Raw genomic sequence first — 21,618 nt, forward strand, 5'->3', positions numbered from 1 at the left:
AAAGAAAAAGGGCGATTCTCCCATGGATGTCATGGTCGGGATCGCCCTTTGCTATGTTAAGCTCAACCTCTCTTTACATCCCAGTTCGCAAGCATGCCTCTCGCCATCTCCATGTCCGACTCTTTTCCTGTAATCATTGCAAATTTGGCAACAATTGCAGGATAGGCTGCCCACTGCTCCCGAATATGCTCCAGCATTTGGGGCCATGTTCTTCCCCCTGCCTTCTCATAACGACTCAAAAGTTCACGCAGCCCATCCTCCTGAAAGAGTGCATAGTAGATAACAAAATCCTTACCCGGATCTGCAATCTCCGCTTCCGTCCAATCAATAAGTCCAGTTACTCGCTGGGCATCATCGACAATAATATGCGGCGGATGCAGATCACCATGGATGAACGCCGAGTGCTGCGGCCAATAGCTATTTATAGAAAGCCATACCGTCCACCGTTCAACTAGCCTGGTTGGCACCGTAAAGTTCTGCTTAATCTCCTCTATATTGGCTGCAAATTCTTTACGAGCTTCCATAGGTGTCTTGATCCGCACTCCACCTTTCTTTGCCTTGTCGAGATCGATGTTATGCAGCGTGGCGAGAGTCGTAGCCAGTGTATCCAGGAATGTATCCGATAAGCTCTCCTGAGGGAATCGCCATACATACCCTCCCCCTGTGGGATCCACAACTGCGATCGGATCACCATCAAGTAATGGATACGCAATCAACTCTGGCGTGAAGATCCTCCAATCCGGTACTTGTGCGGGTATATTTCCTCGGACCACATCCAGCACCTTGCGCTCATTCTCGGCTCGCTCCCATACGTCTTCGCGTCGCGGCTGGCGCAGAACCCATCTGCGGCCTTCTTCATCCGTGGCGAATGCTACACGAAAATCCATACCCGACTCGTTGATCTCCAAGGATTCCTCAACGATAAAAAGTCCATTCTGTTTTGCTAAAGATAATAGTTCCTTTTGAATTGCCAAATTTTCATTCAAGTTCGGTTTTGTCATATCAGGTACTCCCCTTTTCCTGGATAAAATAAAAAACACAGACATGTTCGCCTGTGCAGTTCATTTCGGATGTTGGCATACCTGAATGCTCACAAAAAAATAGTAGTACATTAAAGAACCACTTCAAAGAGTGATTCTTTCACGACGACTAGCGGCATACGTGTAAAATGGCAAACCGATCCCGATGAACTGCCCACAGGCGAAAACAGCAAGCGTAAACAGACGTTTTTCGCCACACTATCTCAATCGGGAAAAATTTTGCACACGTATCCCTCCGTTCAATAAGTTACCCATATGCTAACATATTCCAAATTCCAGTTCCAGACTGAATCGAATGATTTAGGTTCTTTTTATTGATATACAGGAACTTCGTCGCCTCAGGTAACGTCCATATTTATAGATGTATTAAAAAAGATGAGAGGTGAGCAACCCTATGTCCATTGTACGAAGATTATCCTTATTACCAGTCATCATCATCCTGTTAACCCTTGGATGCGCAGAGAAGTCCGTAGAACAAGGGAAAGAGAAGCCACATGTACGAGGAATTATTACGGATTTTGAGGAAGAAAGAGGTCAGGTACTCATCGATAATAAAGAAGATGGCGGTGTTGATTCAGGACCGATTTGGATCTCGCTCAACAAGGACTCCGAACTCATCATCGAAGAGGAGATTGTCACCGTCTCTTTGAATGAGACACTCGTTGGTCGAAGTGCAGAAGTGTGGATCAATGGAGTTATTGCTCAATCTTACCCTCCCCAAACCAAGGCTGTAAAAATGGTCATTCATTAACACCAGCAAACTACGCCGATACATTTCGTTTCACGTGGAACGTTATGATACACATACGAATAGCAACGAACGTTGCTCCCTCAAATCAGAAATCATGAAAACAATTTACACACTTGAAGCATTTACTCCGTTAGCCTGCCTGCATATAGAGTATAATGAAGAGGTATACGATAAATGTACGGTGCAATGCTTGTATGTAAGCATATTGCATAATTCAAGATTTCAAACGCTCCCGTGTACAAAATATAGACGAATAAAACCATTTCGCTCTATATTTTGCTGATTTGAAGTCGCTTTAAGGATTTATGCAATATGCTCCTGTATTCAAAACTAACGCAAAAGAGGTAAACGATGAGCGAGCAACAATTTAAAGATTATGGACTTGGTGAAGAGATCGTAAAAGCACTGGACAGTCTGGGCTATGAGACACCAACCGAGGTTCAAACTAAAGTTATTCCGGTAGCACTAGAGAATCAGGATCTTGTGGTCAAATCACAGACAGGTAGTGGTAAAACAGCTGCCTACGGCATTCCGCTCTGCGAGCTGGTGGATTGGAATGAGAATAAGCCACAGGCTTTGATTCTTACCCCAACCCGGGAACTGGCTTTGCAGGTTAATGAAGATATTACGAATATCGGGCGCTTTAAGCGTATTAAAGCAACCGCACTATACGGACAGTCCCCTTTCCATATCCAAAAAGCGGAGTTAAAACAAAGAACCCACGTGGCTGTTGGTACGCCGGGCCGGGTCCTGGATCATATCGAACGTGGCACGCTGCCACTCGAACGGATCGCGTATCTCGTTATTGACGAGGCGGATGAGATGCTGAATATGGGCTTTATCGAGACGGTACAAGCAATCATTCAGAAACTGCCGCAGGAGCGAGTAACGATGTTGTTCTCCGCTACATTCCCTGAAGATGTAGCCAAGCTGTCACGCAAATACATGAACAAACCGGTAGAGATCGAGATCAAGGCAAGTGGACTGACAACAGCCACGATTGAACATGCTGTGATTAACGTACCAGAGGTGAACAAAACCGCACTGCTTCAGGACTTGTTCATTGTGGAAAATCCGGATAGCTGCATTGTGTTCTGCCGTACGCAGGAGAATGTGGATAAACTGTTCCGGGTCATGGCTGACCTTGACTACCCAGCAGATCGTATCCATGGTGGTATGGAGCAGGATGAGCGGATCGAAGTCATGAACGCATTCCGACGGGGACAATTCCGTTATCTGATCGCGACAGATGTAGCTGCACGTGGTATTGATATCACAAATATTACCCATGTCATCAACTACGATATTCCTTTGGAAAAGGAGAGCTATGTTCACCGTACAGGCCGTACGGGTCGCGCAGGTAAAACAGGTAAAGCCATTACGTTGATTACACCGAAAGATGGCAGACGTCTGGCGGAGATTGAATCCTATATTGGATTCGAAATCCCTGTCGTGAAGGCTCCTTCCGAGGAAGCTGTAGATCGCCGCAGAGAAGATTTTGAGAAACGATTGAAGATTGTGCCTGAACGTAAAAAGGACAAGCGTGAACAGCTGAACCAACAGATCATGAAGCTGAACTTCAACGGAGGCAAGAAGAAGAAACTTCGCGCTGTAGACTTTGTAGGTACCATCGCCAAGCTTGAAGGAGTTGCTGCAGACGATATCGGGATCATTACTATTCAAGACAATGTAACAGATGTGGAGATTCTGAATGGCAAAGGCCCACTTGTATTAGAGCTTATGCAGAATACAACGATCAAAAAGATGCAGCTCAAGGTTCGTAAAGGTCATAAATAGGAATTCAAACAGGGATAGTGGACTCTTTTCTAAGTCTACCATCCCTTTTTTCATTACCTCTTCTTTTTCCGCACTGCACCGCCTTCCACCGTATACCGAAATAGCGCATCTTCGGCGCCCCCGATATCATCCGTAATCTGAAACGTTGCTACATCTCCCGCCTTATAAACCCCACCCGTCATAAAACTGAACACCACATGGTCATCTTTGCCCCAATATCGATTCAGCATGACAAATGTACTGCCGTTAACGCCCTTCACTGTGCGGTTTCCATTGGCATTATACAGACCATTCTTGTCTTTCGCGAAGCTCTGGGGATCGGCATCAAATAGATGTGTAAAACTGGCTCGATCGATATGTTTATTCGGTTTACCCCATAGATACACACGATTGGCATCCACCGCCCAACTGCCGGAAGGTGTTATTAACTCAAACGTTGCTGCGTCTGCCCCCTTAATCATCTGAAGCACATCGTCTGGATGACCAAAAGGTTGACTTGTCCGAACAACCTCGGCACGATACACATATTGCTGATCCTTGGAAAGTCCAAGATGCTCCGTCCCGGCAAACACTTCAAACTGCTGAGCATCTGCCTCGTCGACACGGTATCCGTTGTAATACACATGTTTGCCATCACGACCAAAGGGTCCACCTAGTGACTGGAACGTATCCGGGTCTGCTCCCTTGAGGATACGCCACTGAAAATAAACCCGTTCCCGATCCCGTGCAAACTGCTCATCCAGCGGTTTAAAGGTAGACATGTCCACCCCACGAACAAGGTTTAATACGGCTTTTGCTTCTTGACGATACGTACCGCCCCATTCGGTTCTATAAAAAATGGACGACGCAGTCTCAACCCAATTCCCTGTGATCTGTGTAGCGCCCTCTGCACTGTGGGCATAATGCGCATGCCACCAGCCATGTACGTCGGGATGATGTTCTTGCAGCCATGCCCTCACCTCATCCTTTTCCCCATTCGCATAACGAAGAGAGCTGGACAGATGGAACAGATGGTCCTTGTCGGTGCAATAGTCGTGATGAGCAATCACATTATTCGTATCAATATCCTCAAAAAGATGAAAATGCGTGCTACTCTTCACATATAAATAACGTTGGTCCTGAGCAAAGTAGGGCGTATCCGGCAACAGCCGGAAGCTGTTCGGATCGGAGTTAGGCACGGCCTGATCTTCCAGATAGACATACTGAGAGTCGCAGCAGTAATCTTCATCGATCACACGAAAGGCTTCCGCATCCCGGCTGAACAAATTCGCTTTGTTCTTGCGAGCATTGAACCACCATATTCCCTGACGATCACGCAGGTAAGCGAAGGTCAGCCATCCCTTTTGATAAGTAGAGATGACTTCAAAATCCTGAGCAGTAATGCCTCCCTTAATCGGAATGTTCGTTCCATCCTCGTCATTATGCGATATCACCTGAAGGTCTTCATCTACAATAAACTTGTTCATGACGGTTCACCCTCCAACCCTATTGTGAAATCAGTCTCTCCTCATTTTAGCGCGTGTACCTGGTTCTCTCCACATCATTGCACATAATATTTAAGCACAATTCCCTCGCTCTCACCGCTCAAGCTCGATGTAATGCCGGTTTGTTCAGCAATGGATGGATTGTTCACTTGAAAAAGAGCCTAACCCAACTAAAATAAAATATAAATGAAAGCGCTATATTAAATATCTTTCGGGAGGTGTATGTAATGGATAACAGGAAAGCCGTCTGGTTTCTGGTCTTTGCACTCACGTTCACCCTGTTTGGACTTCATCCTGAACGAACAAGCGCAGCAAGTGTCACGATAACCAATGGCACCGATTGGCTCGACACCGCAGGCAACCCAATCCATGCAAACAGTGGCAACATTCTGCAGGTAGGCTCGACGTATTATCTGTACGGTGAACATGCGGTGGGTGGCAGGTTCGACAGCGTGAACGTCTACACCTCAACTGATCTGAAGAACTGGACTTTCAGCAATGCCATCCTGACGAAAGATTCCGCAACCGAGCTGGCCTCCAGCAAAATTGAACGCCCCAAAGTCATCTATAACGCCTCCACCAACCAGTATGTGCTCTGGGCACACTATGAGAACGGTACGGACTACAACCTCGGGCGTGTAGCGGTCGCAACAAGCAATACCCCGAATGGCAAATTTACCTATGAGGGTAGCTTCCGCCCACTGAATTATGAATCCCGTGACATGACCGTCTTTGTTGATACCGATGGCACCGGTTATCTGGTTACTGCTTCACGCAAGAATGGCGGTGCCAATGATACGATGGCTATTTTCAAAATGAATGCAAGTTACACCGGAATACAATCCTTCGAAGGCTGGCTGTTCGAGAACGCCTACCGTGAAGCACCTGCTGTTGTGAAAAAAGGCAACCGTTACTACCTCTTCACCTCTCAAGCCGCTGGCTGGTATCCGAATCAGGGCGCTTATGCTACAGCAACTTCCATGACGGGTCCATGGACTGCACTTACTCCATATGGCAATCCATCTGCCTTCGGTTCGCAGATTCATGATATTGCCACAATCACAGGCAGCAACACCACATCCTACATCTACATGGCGGATCGCTGGAATCCTATGAGTATCGGAGAGCACAAACATATCTGGCTGCCACTAACCTTGAATGATTCGAACGGAACAGCATCACTGGAGTGGTATACAACGTGGAATATCGATGCAGTAACGGGTGCGGTAACACCGCCTGCTCTCGTCAATCATGCACAAGGCAAAACAGCTACCGCTATCTCCACAGCCTCCGGCTCATCTTCATCCAACGTCAATGATGGCAACTACCAGACTTCATGGGTAGCTTCCTCCAATAGCTGGCCTGCCTGGTGGCAGGTGGACTTCGGCGCACCAAAGACAATCACCGAGATCGACACGTCCTGGTTTATGTATAAAGGTTCCGAAGGATACTACAAATACAAAATTGAAATTAGCAACGATGGTGTCAATTACTCTACCCTGGATCGCACCAACAATCTGACCTACGGTTTTACCACGGATGCTGTGCATTTCACAGCCCGTTATGTGCGGATTAATATGGTAAACGCGGTCTTGTGGAATAATCCGGGGAACTGGTACACCCCAACTCTGCACGAGGTCAAAATGTTGGGTCCTTCAACATCGGAATCCACAGGTTACAGCCGGTTCAGTTCGCACAACGTTCCGGATCGATACATCCGTCATGCCAATTACACCGCTCGCGTGGATGCCAACGTCTCTCCTGCCCCGGACTCACACTTCCGCGTCGTACCAGGTCTTGCCAGCTCCACGGGAATATCACTGGAGTCCATTAATTTCCCAGGCTACTTTCTGAAGCGTAATGCCAGCAACAAAATTGTACTTGAAGCTTACGCCGACACCGCCGCCTATAAAGGAGATGCTACGTTCCTGAGCAGCCCTGGTTGGGCCGACAGCACCAAAGTATCCCTTCAATCGTACAGTCAACCCGGATATTACATCCGGCATTATGATTACGTGTTACAGCTCGATGCCATCAACGCATCCAGCAGCTCAACGGTGAAGAGTGACGCCACGTTTGGGCGAACCAATTTCTAAGCAAAATAATTGGAGATGAGGATTAGCCACCTACACCTACAATTTAAATCTCGGGAAAGGCCGTTTTTTCAGGGTTCAGAACTGAAAAAGCGGTTCTTTCTGCTGCACAGTTTCAGATATAGATTACGTAACCCTATCTCAGACTGAAAATGTAGATTTAATTAGAGCGTAATCGCCAGCCAGCTCTCCATGGATATTTTATAACGACCGGCATATGCCTCTGCATTCACCCGTATATGCTCTACTTTTCCAAGAACCAGATGATCGCTGCATCGACTCCACCAACGAAGCCGGAACCATATTGATGACAAATTCCCCCGTCTCTCGAATATTGAGGAGCGTGTCCTTCAAGATACCTTGGATGGAACATAATAAGCGTCAAAAGTTTGGTTCGAACCGCAGACTTGCCAGCTTGCACATTCCAGTTACATTGTGCTTTCCGACGCTTTTCCCTCGCCTTGCTAACGCAAAAAAAAGAGCCTGCTCCCTTCGGAGTAGACTCTTCTTTTACTTTTTGATTAACATCCTACACTATTGCAACTTATGTTTCCTCACAACTATTTTTCCTGAAACTTCCTCTCTATAAATCATATACAGGTTGCCGTCTTTACCCCTAGCGAAACTCAAAGTGAGCGGACTAGCTATGGAAAAACCTTCTTCGCCAACTTTGATCCACGCACTTTCGTACTTCACTACGGTTGCCAGTTTCTCATTTGATCGATCATCATAAGAAACATAAGGAACACCGTAGTCGTCAACAGCGAGTCTTAACCTTCTATAATCGGACGTCGGTACCCTGCCCTCACCGACCTTTTCCCAATCCGTCCCTTTGTAGCTCGTCAGAACCCAAGAGCCAGGCGTTGAGTAAAGGACATAGGGCACGCCATCAGGAGCAACCGCAAACTCTGCTGGTTCCACAAGAGCTCTTACTTCTACGAGACCCAAGTTGCCGATATGCTCCCAAGCTTCATTCTCATATTTCGAAACTGTGATACGTGAACCTCGTCCGTTTATAGCAGGATTCCCTCTATCGATAAATTCGGACACATCGTTCATTACATATGGGATATTGTTTCTATCAAATTGGATAACTGGATTAAGCGCCTTTCCGCCAAGACTATCGCCGCCAGTTACGGAAACCCAACTATTCCCTTCGTATTTAACCACTCTCATTTCATACTTATTGCTGCTAATTAAATGATTATAAACCAGATAAAGCACGTTATTTTGGTCAAACGCAATATTTGAACCTTCCCCCGGAAGAGATCCGTTGCGGGCTATATCTTCCCACTCCGTGCCGTTATACTTCTGCACATATACGCCTTCGCCGCTGGACGAAGTCTGGTAAAGATTGTCCTCATTGTCAAAGACAAACCGCGTATAGCTCAACTTGTCACCCGTGCCTTGGTAGATGTTCTTCCACACGCCTCCTTCATATTTGTCCAGGCGCAGGTCATTCGATCGATAAGAAGCATACACCGTACCCTCACTGTCGGTTAACACTTGATAAGTTGTACTGCCTTCTAACAAACCACCTACGTTGAACCACGGTGTCACTGACCATTTTGCGTACAAGGTAAGGGATGCCGTCACTTCCGTGTCGAAATCATAAGCTTGCGTTCCGGCAATGTCGCTGTACCAACCGTCGAACTTATAACCCTCCCATGTTGGCGTAGTCGGTACTATCGCTTTGCCGCCGGGGCTTACCATTTGGTTCTCTACATCCGACCCGCCGTTGCTGTCGAAGCTCACCGTGAGCTTGTTGGATGTCCACTTCGCGTATAATGTTAAGTTATTCGTCACTGGTGTCGTGAAGCTGTAAGCCTCGATCAGACCTGCATCACTGTACCAGCCGTTAAAAATATACCCTTCCTTTGTTGGAGCGGCTGGCTCTGTAGCTGTTCCGTTGTATTCCACCGTCTGGTCATCAACCACCGAACCTTCATTGCTGTCAAAGGTCACTGTATAGATCGCTGTCCATTTTGCGTACAACGTGAGGTTTGTCGTCACCGATGTTGTGAAGCTGTAAGCTTGCGTACCGGCAAGGTCGCTGTACCAACCGCTGAACACATAGCCTTCGCGTATCGGTGCGGTAGGTTCTATAACCGTATCGCCCTCGTTCACGGACTGGCTGCTCACCAATGATCCGCCATTACTGCTGAAGTTCACAGTATAGCTGTTCTTCGTCCACTTCGCGTAGAGCGTTGTATCTTCCATAACTCCTGCTGTAAAACCATAAGCAATCGTCAAGTCTATATCGCTGTACCAACCGTTAAACGTATAGCCTCCCCGTAAAGGAACGCCAGGAGCGGAAGCCACAGCGCCTTCGTTCACCGTTTTTGCATCTACGATCGACCCACCATTACTCTCAAAAGTCACCGTATAGGTATTCGGCACATAAACCGTCCACTTTGCGTACAACGTAAGATCCGTCGTCACTACTGCTGTTGTGAAGTCGTAAGGGGTGATCAGATCAATGTCGCTGTACCAACCACTGAATACGTAACCTTCGCGCTCCGGAGCGACTGGAGCTTCAGCCCTAGACCCTTCGTTCACCATCTGGCTCGTTACTATTGAGCCTTCGTTACTCTCGAAGCTCACCGTATAACGGAGCAGCCACTTCGCGTACAATGTAAGATCACCCGTCACCGGTGCCGCGAAGTCGTAGAGAGTCGTCAGGTCGCTGCCGCTGTACCAACCGCCGAAGACATAACCTTCATTCGTCGGTTCAACCGGTGTGCTGACCAAACTGCCATACCCTACCGTCTGGTTCTCCACTTCTTCCGCTCCGCCATTGCTGTTGAAGCTCACCGTATAAGCGTTCGTCGTCCACTGCGCGGTGAACATAATGCTTTCCTCAGGCATGGTTGTCGGAGGAGTTGGTGACCATCCTGTGAAGACATGCCCCTGCCAGATCGGTGTGCCCAGATAGAGCTGCGTCGTCGCTCCAAATGGAACTTCTACAACTTTGGTCTCTTGGCCGGAACCATTGTAATCGACCGTCAATGTATGAGCATCACGCTTATAATACAGCTTCAGAACCGTTTTTCCATTGCCGGTTATCTGACTTGTTAACACCGTTCCGGGAATATTTTCATCCAGTTTAAACCCAGCATAGGACCTTGGAGTTATATTCGTCAGATTGGCTTCTGTATCGGTAGCTCCGCGATACGTTTCCGTATCTGCCACCGTATAGGTGTCACTCGCCATATTCTGCTTCAAATACACGACTTGGTAAGGCGTATCTTCTTTGGCTGTCCATATTGCGGTATACTCCGTATTCGAAGTCGGCATCACGCTTGGCGCCTCCGGCGACCAACCGGCAAACGTATAACCCGGTCTTGTCGGCACCGGTATACGCCCCTCGATATATCGGCCGGACGGTTCGGTTACGGTGCTGCGCGGAGAGCCCGGATAGCTCAAATTAAAAGTGATAGTCGGACTCGTTGGATAATACTCAACCCTTACGACCGTCGAACCATCCCCCTTGATCAGGCGTCCGTATATTTCTCCGTTCGCATAACCTCGATCCTTGTATCGGTCAGAGTTGATGCGAATCTCCGTATCGGTCGTTCCTGTCAACAGTTCCTTATAATCCGGCGTAGTCGAAATCGACTTTCTTGTATTCGGGTCTATCAAATAATGCTCCACTGTATATGGCGTATTCTGGTTCGCTGTCCAGTGCGCATACAGTTGGTAATCATCCTTAGGCATGCGGCTCGGAATCGTTACCTTTGTTCCCCCTGTAGCTGCCGTATACCATCCGTCAAATGTATAGCCCGGATAGACCGGAGTAGGCACATTAACCGCTGCATTATAAACAAATGGAAGAACCTGAGTCGCGTTGCCGTTTCGTGGATCCAACTGGAGGATATATTCACCCTCCGTAACGCGCCACGTCAACGGTATCGTGCGCTTGAGCGTACGAGGCGTGAATGAAAGCGGCGATCCTTTCCAAGTGATGACCAGATTACCCTTACTTACCGGAAGGCTGGTATTCACTACTTCGACCTTATTCGTACCCAAGTTATACCTGAAATTCGCATTGTCTACGTATATATCGAACCTTGAAGCACCAAACGCTTGAGTATCGGTATCGCCTGTTTTCAAATCGAACATACTCATCGAGAGCATCGACTGCGGTACATCAAGGGATGCCGCAACACCTGCCAGACCAAGCAAAAGATTCTTATCCTGCGGATAAGCGAAGTCGGAGACGTTGTATTGTTCACCAATCGTATATAGTGGCCACTCTTCATCAACCAGCCCCACGCTGCCCGAGAGCGCTCCATCACCCAACTGGGCACCGAGTTCGACCTCCAAATAGATACCGATCTCAACAAACAGAGCACCTAAAGACTTTGTAGATCTTACCCCGTTTGTATTTGTCAACTGATAGTAGAAGTAACCCCATAGATTGATATACACACCAGGTTCTACGGCAAGTCCAATACTATTTAATTTGACACTGCCAATCCCCGCTTTGACCTCCATATGAATGCCGGCTCGCAATCCGAGCGTCCCCATCACATAGAAGGTGAACTGGTAATCGCCGTCTCCCGGTAAGCTTACCGTATTGCTTGAACCGCTGAAACTTAGCACACGTAAGGTCACCGAGTAGCGCTTCGCCATCTTGTAGTAGAAATCTGCACCCATCGTTAAGTTAACCTGAGCACTGACTACAAACTCTGCTTCAAATTTCACTTCTACAATCCCGAATGCCACGCGCACACTTTTTTCAAAGAGCTCTTTCTTGATCAAAGGAACCCATTCCGTATCTTGCTCCAACATCTCTTGGTACTGTTCTTTCAATTCCTCCGTATCCACGGAGGTACCTTGTACACCATCCATAGATGCTTTGATCTGTGTGGCGATGTCCTGTACCTGACCTAACCTGCCGGCTTTTTTCTCTCCGGCCCAGTTATTCAATGCAGCCTGCAACTTATCTGGTTCGATGAGCGCCATCTCTGCTGTAATATTAAGTCCGGTATAGCTGTAGGCATCCAGATTCGCCGTAATTACATAATCATCAATGCTATACCAGTAAGGGATTCCCCACTTTTTCAGCCAATGCCCCTGCATATCACCATTAATGCCGAGATCCAGACTCATCTCCTGAACAAATGTACTGGTCATATGGATAACGAGATTGCTGTCTTCATTGATATCAACAACGATATCGGCACCGACTTGCAGTGTAGCACTGACGCCAGAACTTCGGCCGTTAATGTTCTTCAGCTTCGTCCCGAGTGAAGCAACAACGGTCAGCTTCTCCACACTTACCCGGCTCCCTTTACCGGACGCTAGGGAGGACTGAGCCTTGATCTGCTGGATTTCTTTCAAATCCTTGATATCCTTCGTTTCCATAGCTAGATCGGATAGATAATCTGCGGCTTGATCGACGAATCCGCTATCTCTCGCTTGCTGCTCGATCTGCTCTTCAAGCTCCGCGATCTGCTCTTCCGATAACAAATCTTCGCCGTCAATTGCTTGCTTCTGATAGATGTTGAAGGCATTCTCAATATCTTCAATCGTGGCATCAGTATATTCGATGACGTCCATCTCTGCTGCAGGCGTAATCGAAGTGATCCGCCCGTACCCAACGGTCTTAAAACCTGTTTCGGCGCCGAATTCACCTTTATAAAAACCGATAAAGTCACCCACATCCACCGTGGTTAACTCATCCAAGCCGAAAGGCTCATACAGGCTGTCGCTGTAGTTCATCTGGGTATGCTCAACTGTGATGGATTTGTTGTTCGGTTCTCCATCTGTGTCCGCTTCCACACTCACCGGCAGAACATCCGGCTTGAGCAACACTTGCTTGATATCCGCATGATCGTAGGTATAGGTGCTTCCGTCTACCGCCGTAATCTGGACATAGGCCACATCGCCGTCGTCAGCGCCGGTGGTTTCTAACGTGCGTTGATCGGGACGAACCCCTTGATAGATGGCGACTGTATTGCCGACTTGAATCACGGCGCTGCCGGAATACACGAACGTTCCACTGCTCGCATTCGCCTCGGCAAGCGCATTTTCGCTACCGCCCACCGTCGTGGCAACTACCGAAATCGCTGGTGAACCCACCTCTGTGCCATTCAGAATCATATCCGTGACATCCGTGTACGGAAGGTAGATCATGTTCGGGTTCAGCGGAATGTCTAAAACCTCTTGCTTAGCGACACTAAAAACGTAAATGCTTGTCGTTTCGTCTTGTCCTTGGAAGGACAACTTGTCATCCGTCAATGTAAGTTGATACGTATTACCTTCGACGAATTTTCCGTTTTCGGCTGCAGACGCTACCGTGAAGGCCCCGTTCCCGCCAGTGACGGTAATACCTGCGAAGTCAGGATTCGCCGTGTCTGTGAACGTCATACCCGCTTGGACCTCAGGTACTGTCAGATTGCCTGATGCGTCGTGTACTGCAATCGTGAAGTCCGGTGCTACATCCAGCACCGAATAGCTTGGCTTACTCTGTACAGCATTCTCGACGCTATCCGTATACTTCGCATACAACTTCATATCCTCAGTTAGCGTACTACCCTCTGCGAAGATGAGCGAGAAATCGCTATCTGTAAACCATCCTTGGAATATAAAACCTTCTTTTGTTGGAGCAGGCAGGTTATTTAGCACCTGGCCTTTTCGTACCCTCTGCGCAGCAACCGCCGTGCCTCCGTTGCTCTCAAACGTGAGCGTATACGCAGTGGAACCAGCGCCAGGGCTGCTTCCGTTGTCTCCAGGCGTTCCGCCACCGCTATTACCGCCAGGTGACGGCGTTGGCGTTGATGTCACCGGCGATGTCGGTGTTGGTGTCACCGGTTGTGTTGGTGTAGGCGTCACAGGCAATTCATTCTGATTTTTCCACGCCTCCACAACTGCGTTGTTTCGCATGAAGAGAACCGCAGCTTCCGCACGAGTCGCTTGCACACGCGGGTTGAAGTTACCCTTTTCGTCTCCGGTGAACACTCCAGCTTGCCACAGCTTGACGACCGCGTCAGCCGCCCAAGGCGAAACATCCGCGAGATCGCCCGGCTCTGTCGTGACTGGATTCTCGGTCTGATAAGGGATCTGTTCGCTTTCGAAATACCGCAACGTCATCGTTGCCATCTGCTCCCGTGATACGGTGGCATTCGGCGAGTATTTACCTCCACCTGTACCGTCGGTGATTCCTTCCTTAACTGCCCATTCGACATACGGCGCATACCAACTGCCTACTTGTACATCGGCAAAGCTTGAAGTAGAATACGCACCTGTATCAACCCCAGCCATTCGTCCGAGCGCTGTCACATACATGGCACGCGTCATTGTCCCTTTTGGCGAGAAGGTGCTGGCAGTCGTGCCACTAAATATCCCCTTCTCCTGCACCTGGATGACCGCATCGTGGAACCAGTCCGTCGGACTCACATCCTGGAACCCACTGGATTTGGTTACTGCTGTCTGCTGCATCGGCAGTTCAGCCGCTACCGCCGACTGCGCCGGAAATACGGGCACAGCAGACACTATTAAGCTGATAACCAGCATCCACAATAGAATCTGTGAGCTCAACTTCCACAACCGTTTTGTTGCTTTCTTCACAATCATTCATCCCTTCTATGTATAAAACTAAAGAACCGACTTTCTAGAACCTGACAAAGAGCAGATTCATCATGGTTAAAGACAACCTCGTTAGGCAAAACTCAACGCTCTTCTCGCTAACAAACGCAATGTAATGGATGCGGATTGGCAAATTCTATCGATTTTTCTCCTCGAATTCTATCATGCTAAATGAGCCGCTTGTGAATTATAAAGAAAACTTTAAGTAAGCAACAACTTGCAAGCGAGAACATCATCAACCAGCATCCTCGTAAATGTCTAAACTGGGAATCTGCTCAAGAAACCTTCATGGAAGCACTGTCTCACTCGGCTGGACAATCCGTCATATTAAAAAGGATGGGCAATAGGAGACTCCCCCTTGCCCAACCTCGGTATGCTAGTCTGTAATTCATTTTAGATGATTCGCGTCTAAACAATTCATATACCAAATTCGACTATATCGAATTACTCTCCCCCCAGCGCAGTCTTTGAGAAAGCGAAAAAATACTTCTATGCTTCTTGGATTTTAATGAGATAAAAGGCTCCTGCTGATTCTTCGCCACATTGTGGGCGATGTGCCGGAAGCGCAGTCCGTTTTCAAGCTCGGGATCAAGCGCAATCGGGATTCCTTTATGTACGGAACGTATAACTTCTACATCGCTATAGATCACGCCAATCACACCAATATTGAGAATATCGATGATATCCTCCATCTTTACCGTTGTCGAAGGGGTTTCCTGTCCGTCGGCCATATTAATGATGAGCTGTGGAGGAGCCGGAATCCTATCTTCTAATAATCCGATTACACGATCCGCGTCCTGAAGCGACGTACGATGAGGCGTAGTAACGACAATAGCCTCATCTGCCGCTAAAGATGTATTCCAGAATCCATTTTCAATGCCTGCCGGCGAATCGATCAGCACATAATCATAACCCTGGGCTATTTGCTGCACAACCTTGCGAAACACTTGCGGATCATCGTGATGCATCACGTCGTTACTACAGGAGATAAAGAACAAAGTGCTGATTCGCTTGTCTTTGACGATCACTTGATGCAAAGCACAACGACCGGTCAGAAAATCGGAAATATGATAGTTTACCCTATTGCTCAAACCAAGCGGGATATCCAGATTTCTCAATCCAAAATCAGCGTCAATCAGGCAAACCCTGTTCCCCGATAAGGCAAGGGCAGTCCCCAGATTAGCCGTCACCGTCGTCTTGCCAACTCCACCTTTCCCTGATGTGATACATATAACTCGTGCCATTGGAGCCACTTCCTTCTTTAAGTGCTAATGCGGGACAGCATGACAACCATTTCTTCACGTTTTATCGTTTGGTCCGCCTTGAATGTACCGTCCTCGTAGCTATTAATCTGTTACCATTTGATAAAAATATGTCCAGTGCCCTTGCATGTAAACAAAATCGATTGTAGTGTTCGCTCTGGAGATGCAGGTTTTGAAAGCGTATCCATTGCGGCCGATGCTGTAATTCTGTCGTCAGCGCCTTCGAAGCCGCGCTTCAAGACAGGCGTGATGCTCAGTATATTTGCTGTGGCTACGCCCCAGACAAACGTAACGCTGATCTTGTTCGGCCCTGTCGTCAAGTGCTACTGTACAAATAGTAGTTATACTATCGTTATCTCGGCCATTGTAATTTTATCATGGTGGCTTAGCCTATTTGAGAAACCTAAAGAAAACTTTAAAATTCGCGCTTTTAACACACTTCTGCCAACCAACCTATATCCGGCCCCAGTAGATGTCCGAGCTCAGCGGACGATCCAAGAAATTCAATACCTTGACTCGATTATTAAGTTAGTGGAAAGAACAAAAAAATGGGAAAATAGCGTCAAGTACTGCCCCAACGCCATTTTCCCATTTAGAAAGAACTATCCCACACTCGGTCCGGGCAAATTACCCTCCCAATATTTTACGAATATTTCACCCCACTTATGGTAGGCTGCCAACCTTACCTCTATATTCATGCTTGTGACGCACTGGTAGCAACCAACATATAGCCGCTCCCACGAACCGTAATGATTCGCTCAGGATCGGCAGGGTCAGTCTCAATTTTTTTGCGTAAATTACTGATGTGTACAGCGACCGTTCTCGTATCCTCCAGACTTTCCATTCCCCAGATGATTTGAAACAACGTATCAACACTGATGACACGATTCACGTTTTGAGCCATATAGGACAGCAGACTGAACTCTTTTTTAGATAAAGAGATAGGCATACTCCCCATGTTGACGGACTGCGTATAGAAATCCAGTGTCAAACCCGGTAACTCCAGCAGTTGTTCCTTTCTGCCCGTTGACACTCTGCGAAGGTGCGCCTTGATCTTGGCCATGAGCACTCCTGGACTGAACGGCTTGGTCACATAATCGTCGCCACCATAGGATAATGCGCTAATTTTCACTTCATCTTCCTCCTGGCTGCTCAGAAACATGATCGGCGCACTGGTGAAGTTACGCGCATTCCTGCACCAATCAATGCCGTTTTCATTAGCCAGCAATATATCCAGTACAATCAAATCCGGCTCGAACGATGCAAGCAGCTTCATGGCTTCTGTCCCGCTATGGCTGTAAGTGGAGATAAACCCCTCCCGTTCGCAATACACCTGAACAATCTCGCATATATGAGGATCATCATCGACGATCATTATTTTGTGAGTGTCCATCCCATCATCCCCTTCCTTCATTGCCGATACAAGGAAGCGTTACATAGAAAGTCGCCCCCATCTTACCGTCGCTCTCCGCTCGAACTGTCCCTCCTTGTGCGAGTACGATTTCCCTGCAAATCGCTAGCCCTAGCCCACTGCCTTCTATTCCATTCCCCAAGCCCGGCCGATCGTATCTGTAATTACGTTCGAAGATTTGCTCAAGCTGATCCGGAGGAATACCCATGCCAGAATCCTGTATGCTAATGATCGCATGGCGAGTATGATTTATCTCTTCCACAGCTAGCGCAATACGCACCAGCCCTCCCCTGGAGGTGAACTTCATAGCGTTCGACACTAGGTTAAATAAGGCCTGCTCTACTCTTTTGGCATCCATCTCCACAACAGGCAAGTTAGGTTGCTGATCCTCCGCATCTCCGATATCCAGTATGAAATCTAATCCTACGTCACGCACAACCAGCTCATATTGTTCGAAAAAATCACGCAAGAAGGTAATCATCTGAACCGGCTCCATTCGGTACGAGACTTGTCCGGTCTCCAAATGCGACAAGAAAGACAACTCCTCGATCATGCGGTTAATTCTTATCGTGTTATCCCGGATATATTTCAGGTACTGTTCGTTACGTTCCGGCTTGACCCTATCCTGTATAGCTTCTACATACCCAAGCATGCTGGACAGCGGCATACGCAGATCATGCGTAATATATGCAAGAAGTTTCTTCCTCCCTTGTTCGGAGTGAAGTAGCTGGTCATACGAAGTGCGGAGATCATCATGAGCTGTAGATAAGGCCTGAGTTCGCTCCTGCACGGTCCGTTCCAGATTCATATTCATTTCGATCAGCTTGTCGTTAGCGTCCTGCAACTCGCGTGATATTTTCTCCTCATTGGATGCTGTCCTCGTAAATCTCGAAGAAAGCAGAACCATCTGTGCCATCGTAAATATCAATAAGCCAAGCGGGGATGTATTTCCGATCAGCGACCAACCGTTGTAATATAAAAAATCGTTGACGACCGTGACCAAAGTAATCACCGACACCAGCAGGAAGATCAACGCTCCCTCCATACGTCGCACAGCCGCTTGAACCAGCCCGATCATCAGATAGACCATATGTAGAACAACCATAACACCGATCATCAACAGAAATTTCGTATATATAATTGCAGGGGTTACCACCACAAGGATACAGAATGCGCCAGTTACAATCCGGGTACTAAGACGAAACCATCGCGATACGTAATTCGGAAAAATGCAATCAAAATACATGGTGATGATATAACCGCTGAGACAAAGAATCAGATACTCGATCTTGAACTGCAATTCCCAAGGAAAGTGAGGCAACCACTGTGTAAAGATAAGCTCGCCGTTGAACAAGGATCGAATACCAAGCAGTACAGTAAACAGGCCAAAATATAACGGAGCTCTATCCTTACGTCGCAGCATGAACAACAGCAGGTTATACAAGCCGATCACTAGCAAACTTGCCGTGATGAACATATCCCTGGTAAGATTCAGATTGGTCTGGGTCGTTAGTACGTCACTTCCACCCAGCTCGATATCCTTGGTAATGCCACCCCGATGATGTTGGAAGTTGGATACTTGCATGACCAGCTCTAACGTGTCGTTTTCAGGCTGAAAATACACCAGCTTCGTTTGCAGATGCGGGGTCACGTGGTTCTTGTCCTGACCTACCTCCCCAACTTCCGCCAGTAGCTCGCCATTCACCCATAATTTGTACGCATGAAAAATGCTGGGCAGCCGCAGAGTAAGCCGCTTGTTTCGATCCTGCTCGCTTAGTTGAATCATCAGTCGATAGGTTGCATAGCCTGTACCGCTCAGCCGCTGACCTTCTAACGGATAGCCTAGCCAGGAGCTCGGGATGCTGATCCAGTGGTCCTGATTTCCTTCCCTTGCCGAACGAACCCGTATGTCCTCAGGCGAGAGTAGCTCTTGCCAGTAGAACGACCACTCCCCTGTTAACTTTTGCGGATTCGTACTGAGCTGGACCTGCCTTAAATCCAGAATACCTTTTTCACTTTGGAACTTAGGAGAGCCCGGCTCAGAGAGGACGACATATCCTGCAACCAAGCCAACAATAACGGCAACAACGATATAAAACCACACCTTACGAGAACCGACTCGGAGAATTCCCCTCATGATGAATCCAACCCCAATCTCTAAAAGCGCAATAAGTAAGTTTATTTATCCAAATGATATCATCATTACAGGAGAATGTACCCTGCAAATTTCTAGGAAGAGACAAGAACAATCATCACGATGAAGCCCTTTTGACGACGCACGCTTAGCTGGACACACCCACAAAAAAGTACGCACTTTGAAGTGCGTACTTAATATGAAAGAGCTTATTCGTAATGGATAATTCCAGCACAATCTGTATGTGCCAGATTCACAGACACTTCATGAACTACAGTGAATTATTAATGATGTCTGCGAATGCATCCCTGTTGTACGTATCATCCTGAATGCGCCATTCTCCCTGATCCTGCAAAAAGGTGATATCGCCCGATAACGGAATGGACTTGAACTCCTTGCCGTTCTCGTCTGTAAATTTCAGATCAAGCGTGTATTCCACCAGAATCCAGTCGCTCTTGTTATCTTTGATCTTGGTTTGTATATTTTCAGGATGCAGTTTCGCTTGTTCGATGTGTGCAACCTGAAGAGGCAAGACAATATATCGATTAGCCATGTAAGCCTCATAATTCCTGGAGGTCAGGAATGGCTTCATCGTGTCTCCTTTGGCCAATAACCCTTCCATCTCTAACGTATCCTTATAGTCCTTGCCATTCACAGTGAGTTCTGTTGTCTTATACTCCAGCGACATTTCGAGCGCTTGTTGCTGCTCCTCCGCAGTCGCCTTCTGGTCCCCCGTATCACTTGGCTGCTCCGTTGCTGGTGGAGTGACGGGTTCAGTGCTTTCCGCTGGTTCAGATGGTGTACATCCCATTAACATGGCGGCGGAAAGAAATAATATACCCATCACATATGCCAACTTGCGCATGGTTAACCCCTCCCTTTCTCGTCAGTATTACTCTCAATTATCCCTTTAATAGGATATAATGTCCAGTTATTGGGCGTATCTGAACAGACACCCAGTGAATTACATCCATTGGGTGTCATCTTTATCATAGATTGTGTTATAGTCATCGGAAAGTGATATGGAGGAGATAATGTTGATGATCAAAATTACAACTGGGCCAACTCTCGAAGGATAGCGCCTACGGGTCCAATAACTGCGTGTTTCCTTCAACATTGAAGGTGTGAAAGCTATGTCAACTTATCAAGTCGTTCCCATGGTCTATAACTCCAAGGAACAGATTGAAGCCATTATTTTGCTCGAACAACAATGTAAACAGCTCGATTCCGTGCATCTGAAAGCAGACCTTGACCATATTAGCAAAAAAGACGGAGACCACGCGCTCCTCTGTTATAGCCACGGTGATTTGGTAGGACTGCTCAGCTGGTATCCATCCGACGGCATAACCAGGAATATTAATGCCATCGTACATCCACAGTATCGTCGCCAAGGTGTGTTCAGCAGCCTACTGAAAAGGGCCATCCTGGACATGAAACCACAGGGGATCAACCAACTCAGTTATCGCGTTCCTCAGGGCTTATCTCCGGGTGTTCTTACTGCCCAATCCCTTGGAGCCATTTATGATCGTGCGGAGTACTCGATGCAACTTGTGAATGAGGTCCTTTCCGTTGTGGAGCCACCTGAACTAACGTTGTCCGTGGCAGAAACCGAGGATATGGAGTTTATGGTCACTTGCTCATCCCAAGCCTTTGGAGATTCGGAGGACTGGACACGCGAGTACTTTATGCAAACGAATGAACCCAGCCGAGTCACCTATATTGTATGGCAGAATCAACTGCCTGTTGGGCTGGTACGGGTTAACTCCATTAATGAGACAACCGCATTTATTCATAACTTCTGTATCTTGCCTGCTTATCAGGGACAGAAACTGGGGCGTACTGCGCTTAGCATCCTGGTTGATCTCCTAAGGAAACAAAGTTACACAGATATTCGCCTATCCGTTGTTACCGAGAACAAACGCGCTTTGAATCTGTACCGCAGTGTTGGTTTTGAAGTGAATTCCGAGTATCACTATTTCAACGGTACTTTATAAGAGGCAAAGGAGAGAGAGAGAGCGTTTTCCTCAAAGGGAGACGTTCTCTCTCTTTATAT

At 47.5% G+C, this 21,618-nt stretch carries 12 protein-coding genes; 4 read left to right on the plus strand and 8 right to left on the minus strand.

Features of this window, described 5'->3' with window-relative positions; all coding sequences use genetic code 11:
* Positions 1–62: 62 nt before the first annotated feature.
* Positions 63–1,001: a macrolide 2'-phosphotransferase gene (locus MKY44_RS28250; protein ID WP_341009614.1), complete on the minus strand. Its 939-nt coding sequence runs from the start codon at positions 999–1,001 to the stop codon at positions 63–65.
* A 433-nt stretch (positions 1,002–1,434) separates the two neighbouring features.
* Here MKY44_RS28250 and MKY44_RS28255 point away from each other — a divergent pair, with 433 nt between their 5' ends.
* The gene (locus tag MKY44_RS28255; RefSeq protein ID WP_341009615.1) at positions 1,435–1,791 is read left to right on the plus strand and encodes a hypothetical protein; all 357 of its coding nucleotides are present in this window, start codon (positions 1,435–1,437) and stop codon (positions 1,789–1,791) included.
* A gap of 351 nt (positions 1,792–2,142) precedes the next feature.
* Positions 2,143–3,588 carry a DEAD/DEAH box helicase gene (locus MKY44_RS28260; RefSeq protein ID WP_341009616.1) on the plus strand — a complete coding sequence of 482 codons (1,446 nt, stop codon included), beginning with the start codon at positions 2,143–2,145 and terminating at the stop codon, positions 3,586–3,588.
* A gap of 53 nt (positions 3,589–3,641) precedes the next feature.
* Here MKY44_RS28260 and MKY44_RS28265 read toward each other — a convergent pair whose 3' ends face one another.
* Positions 3,642–5,054, minus strand: a complete 1,413-nt coding sequence (locus MKY44_RS28265) for a DKNYY domain-containing protein (protein ID WP_341009618.1) — start codon at positions 5,052–5,054, stop codon at positions 3,642–3,644.
* 245 nt (positions 5,055–5,299) lie between these two features.
* On the opposite strand from MKY44_RS28265, the gene MKY44_RS28270 reads away from it, so the two are divergent.
* Positions 5,300–7,168, plus strand: coding sequence for an AbfB domain-containing protein (locus tag MKY44_RS28270; protein ID WP_341009621.1), 1,869 nt, complete (start codon positions 5,300–5,302; stop codon positions 7,166–7,168).
* Between the two features lie 161 nt (positions 7,169–7,329).
* Here the strand turns inward: MKY44_RS28270 and MKY44_RS28275 are convergent, their stop codons facing one another.
* From MKY44_RS28275 to MKY44_RS28300, 6 genes are all read right to left on the minus strand, one after another.
* Positions 7,330–7,479 (minus strand): hypothetical protein, encoded by a 150-nt coding sequence (locus tag MKY44_RS28275; protein WP_341009622.1) that lies wholly within the window; start codon positions 7,477–7,479, stop codon positions 7,330–7,332.
* Between the two features lie 220 nt (positions 7,480–7,699).
* Positions 7,700–14,740 carry an InlB B-repeat-containing protein gene (locus MKY44_RS28280; protein WP_341009624.1) on the minus strand — a complete coding sequence of 2,347 codons (7,041 nt, stop codon included), beginning with the start codon at positions 14,738–14,740 and terminating at the stop codon, positions 7,700–7,702.
* Between the two features lie 452 nt (positions 14,741–15,192).
* On the minus strand, positions 15,193–16,002 hold the full coding sequence (gene minD, locus MKY44_RS28285) for a septum site-determining protein MinD (protein WP_341009625.1): 810 nt from the start codon (positions 16,000–16,002) through the stop codon (positions 15,193–15,195).
* Positions 16,003–16,714: 712 nt separating this feature from the next.
* Positions 16,715–17,413 carry a response regulator transcription factor gene (locus MKY44_RS28290; RefSeq protein ID WP_341009626.1) on the minus strand — a complete coding sequence of 233 codons (699 nt, stop codon included), beginning with the start codon at positions 17,411–17,413 and terminating at the stop codon, positions 16,715–16,717.
* A 4-nt stretch (positions 17,414–17,417) separates the two neighbouring features.
* Positions 17,418–19,568 carry a sensor histidine kinase gene (locus MKY44_RS28295; RefSeq protein ID WP_341009627.1) on the minus strand — a complete coding sequence of 717 codons (2,151 nt, stop codon included), beginning with the start codon at positions 19,566–19,568 and terminating at the stop codon, positions 17,418–17,420.
* Positions 19,569–19,836: 268 nt separating this feature from the next.
* Positions 19,837–20,430, minus strand: a complete 594-nt coding sequence (locus MKY44_RS28300; RefSeq protein ID WP_341009629.1) for a hypothetical protein — start codon at positions 20,428–20,430, stop codon at positions 19,837–19,839.
* A 268-nt stretch (positions 20,431–20,698) separates the two neighbouring features.
* Here MKY44_RS28300 and MKY44_RS28305 point away from each other — a divergent pair, with 268 nt between their 5' ends.
* Complete coding sequence (locus MKY44_RS28305; protein WP_341009631.1) at positions 20,699–21,559, plus strand: GNAT family N-acetyltransferase; 861 nt, start codon at positions 20,699–20,701, stop codon at positions 21,557–21,559.
* The last annotated feature ends 59 nt before the right edge of the window (positions 21,560–21,618 follow it).

The sequence above is a fragment of the Paenibacillus sp. FSL R7-0026 genome, from assembly GCF_038004485.1.
Taxonomy (GTDB): domain Bacteria; phylum Bacillota; class Bacilli; order Paenibacillales; family Paenibacillaceae; genus Paenibacillus; species Paenibacillus xylanexedens_A.

Coding starts and splice junctions, on each gene's coding strand:
- MKY44_RS28250 (WP_341009614.1), bottom strand. CDS start 1,001: ATGACAAAACCGAACTTGAATGAAAATTTGGCAATTCAAAAGGAACTA.
- MKY44_RS28305 (WP_341009631.1), top strand. CDS start 20,699: ATGTCAACTTATCAAGTCGTTCCCATGGTCTATAACTCCAAGGAACAG.
- MKY44_RS28300 (WP_341009629.1), bottom strand. CDS start 20,430: ATGCGCAAGTTGGCATATGTGATGGGTATATTATTTCTTTCCGCCGCC.
- MKY44_RS28255 (WP_341009615.1), top strand. CDS start 1,435: ATGTCCATTGTACGAAGATTATCCTTATTACCAGTCATCATCATCCTG.
- MKY44_RS28265 (WP_341009618.1), bottom strand. CDS start 5,054: ATGAACAAGTTTATTGTAGATGAAGACCTTCAGGTGATATCGCATAAT.
- MKY44_RS28290 (WP_341009626.1), bottom strand. CDS start 17,413: ATGGACACTCACAAAATAATGATCGTCGATGATGATCCTCATATATGC.
- MKY44_RS28295 (WP_341009627.1), bottom strand. CDS start 19,568: ATGAGGGGAATTCTCCGAGTCGGTTCTCGTAAGGTGTGGTTTTATATC.
- MKY44_RS28260 (WP_341009616.1), top strand. CDS start 2,143: ATGAGCGAGCAACAATTTAAAGATTATGGACTTGGTGAAGAGATCGTA.
- minD (WP_341009625.1), bottom strand. CDS start 16,002: ATGGCACGAGTTATATGTATCACATCAGGGAAAGGTGGAGTTGGCAAG.
- MKY44_RS28270 (WP_341009621.1), top strand. CDS start 5,300: ATGGATAACAGGAAAGCCGTCTGGTTTCTGGTCTTTGCACTCACGTTC.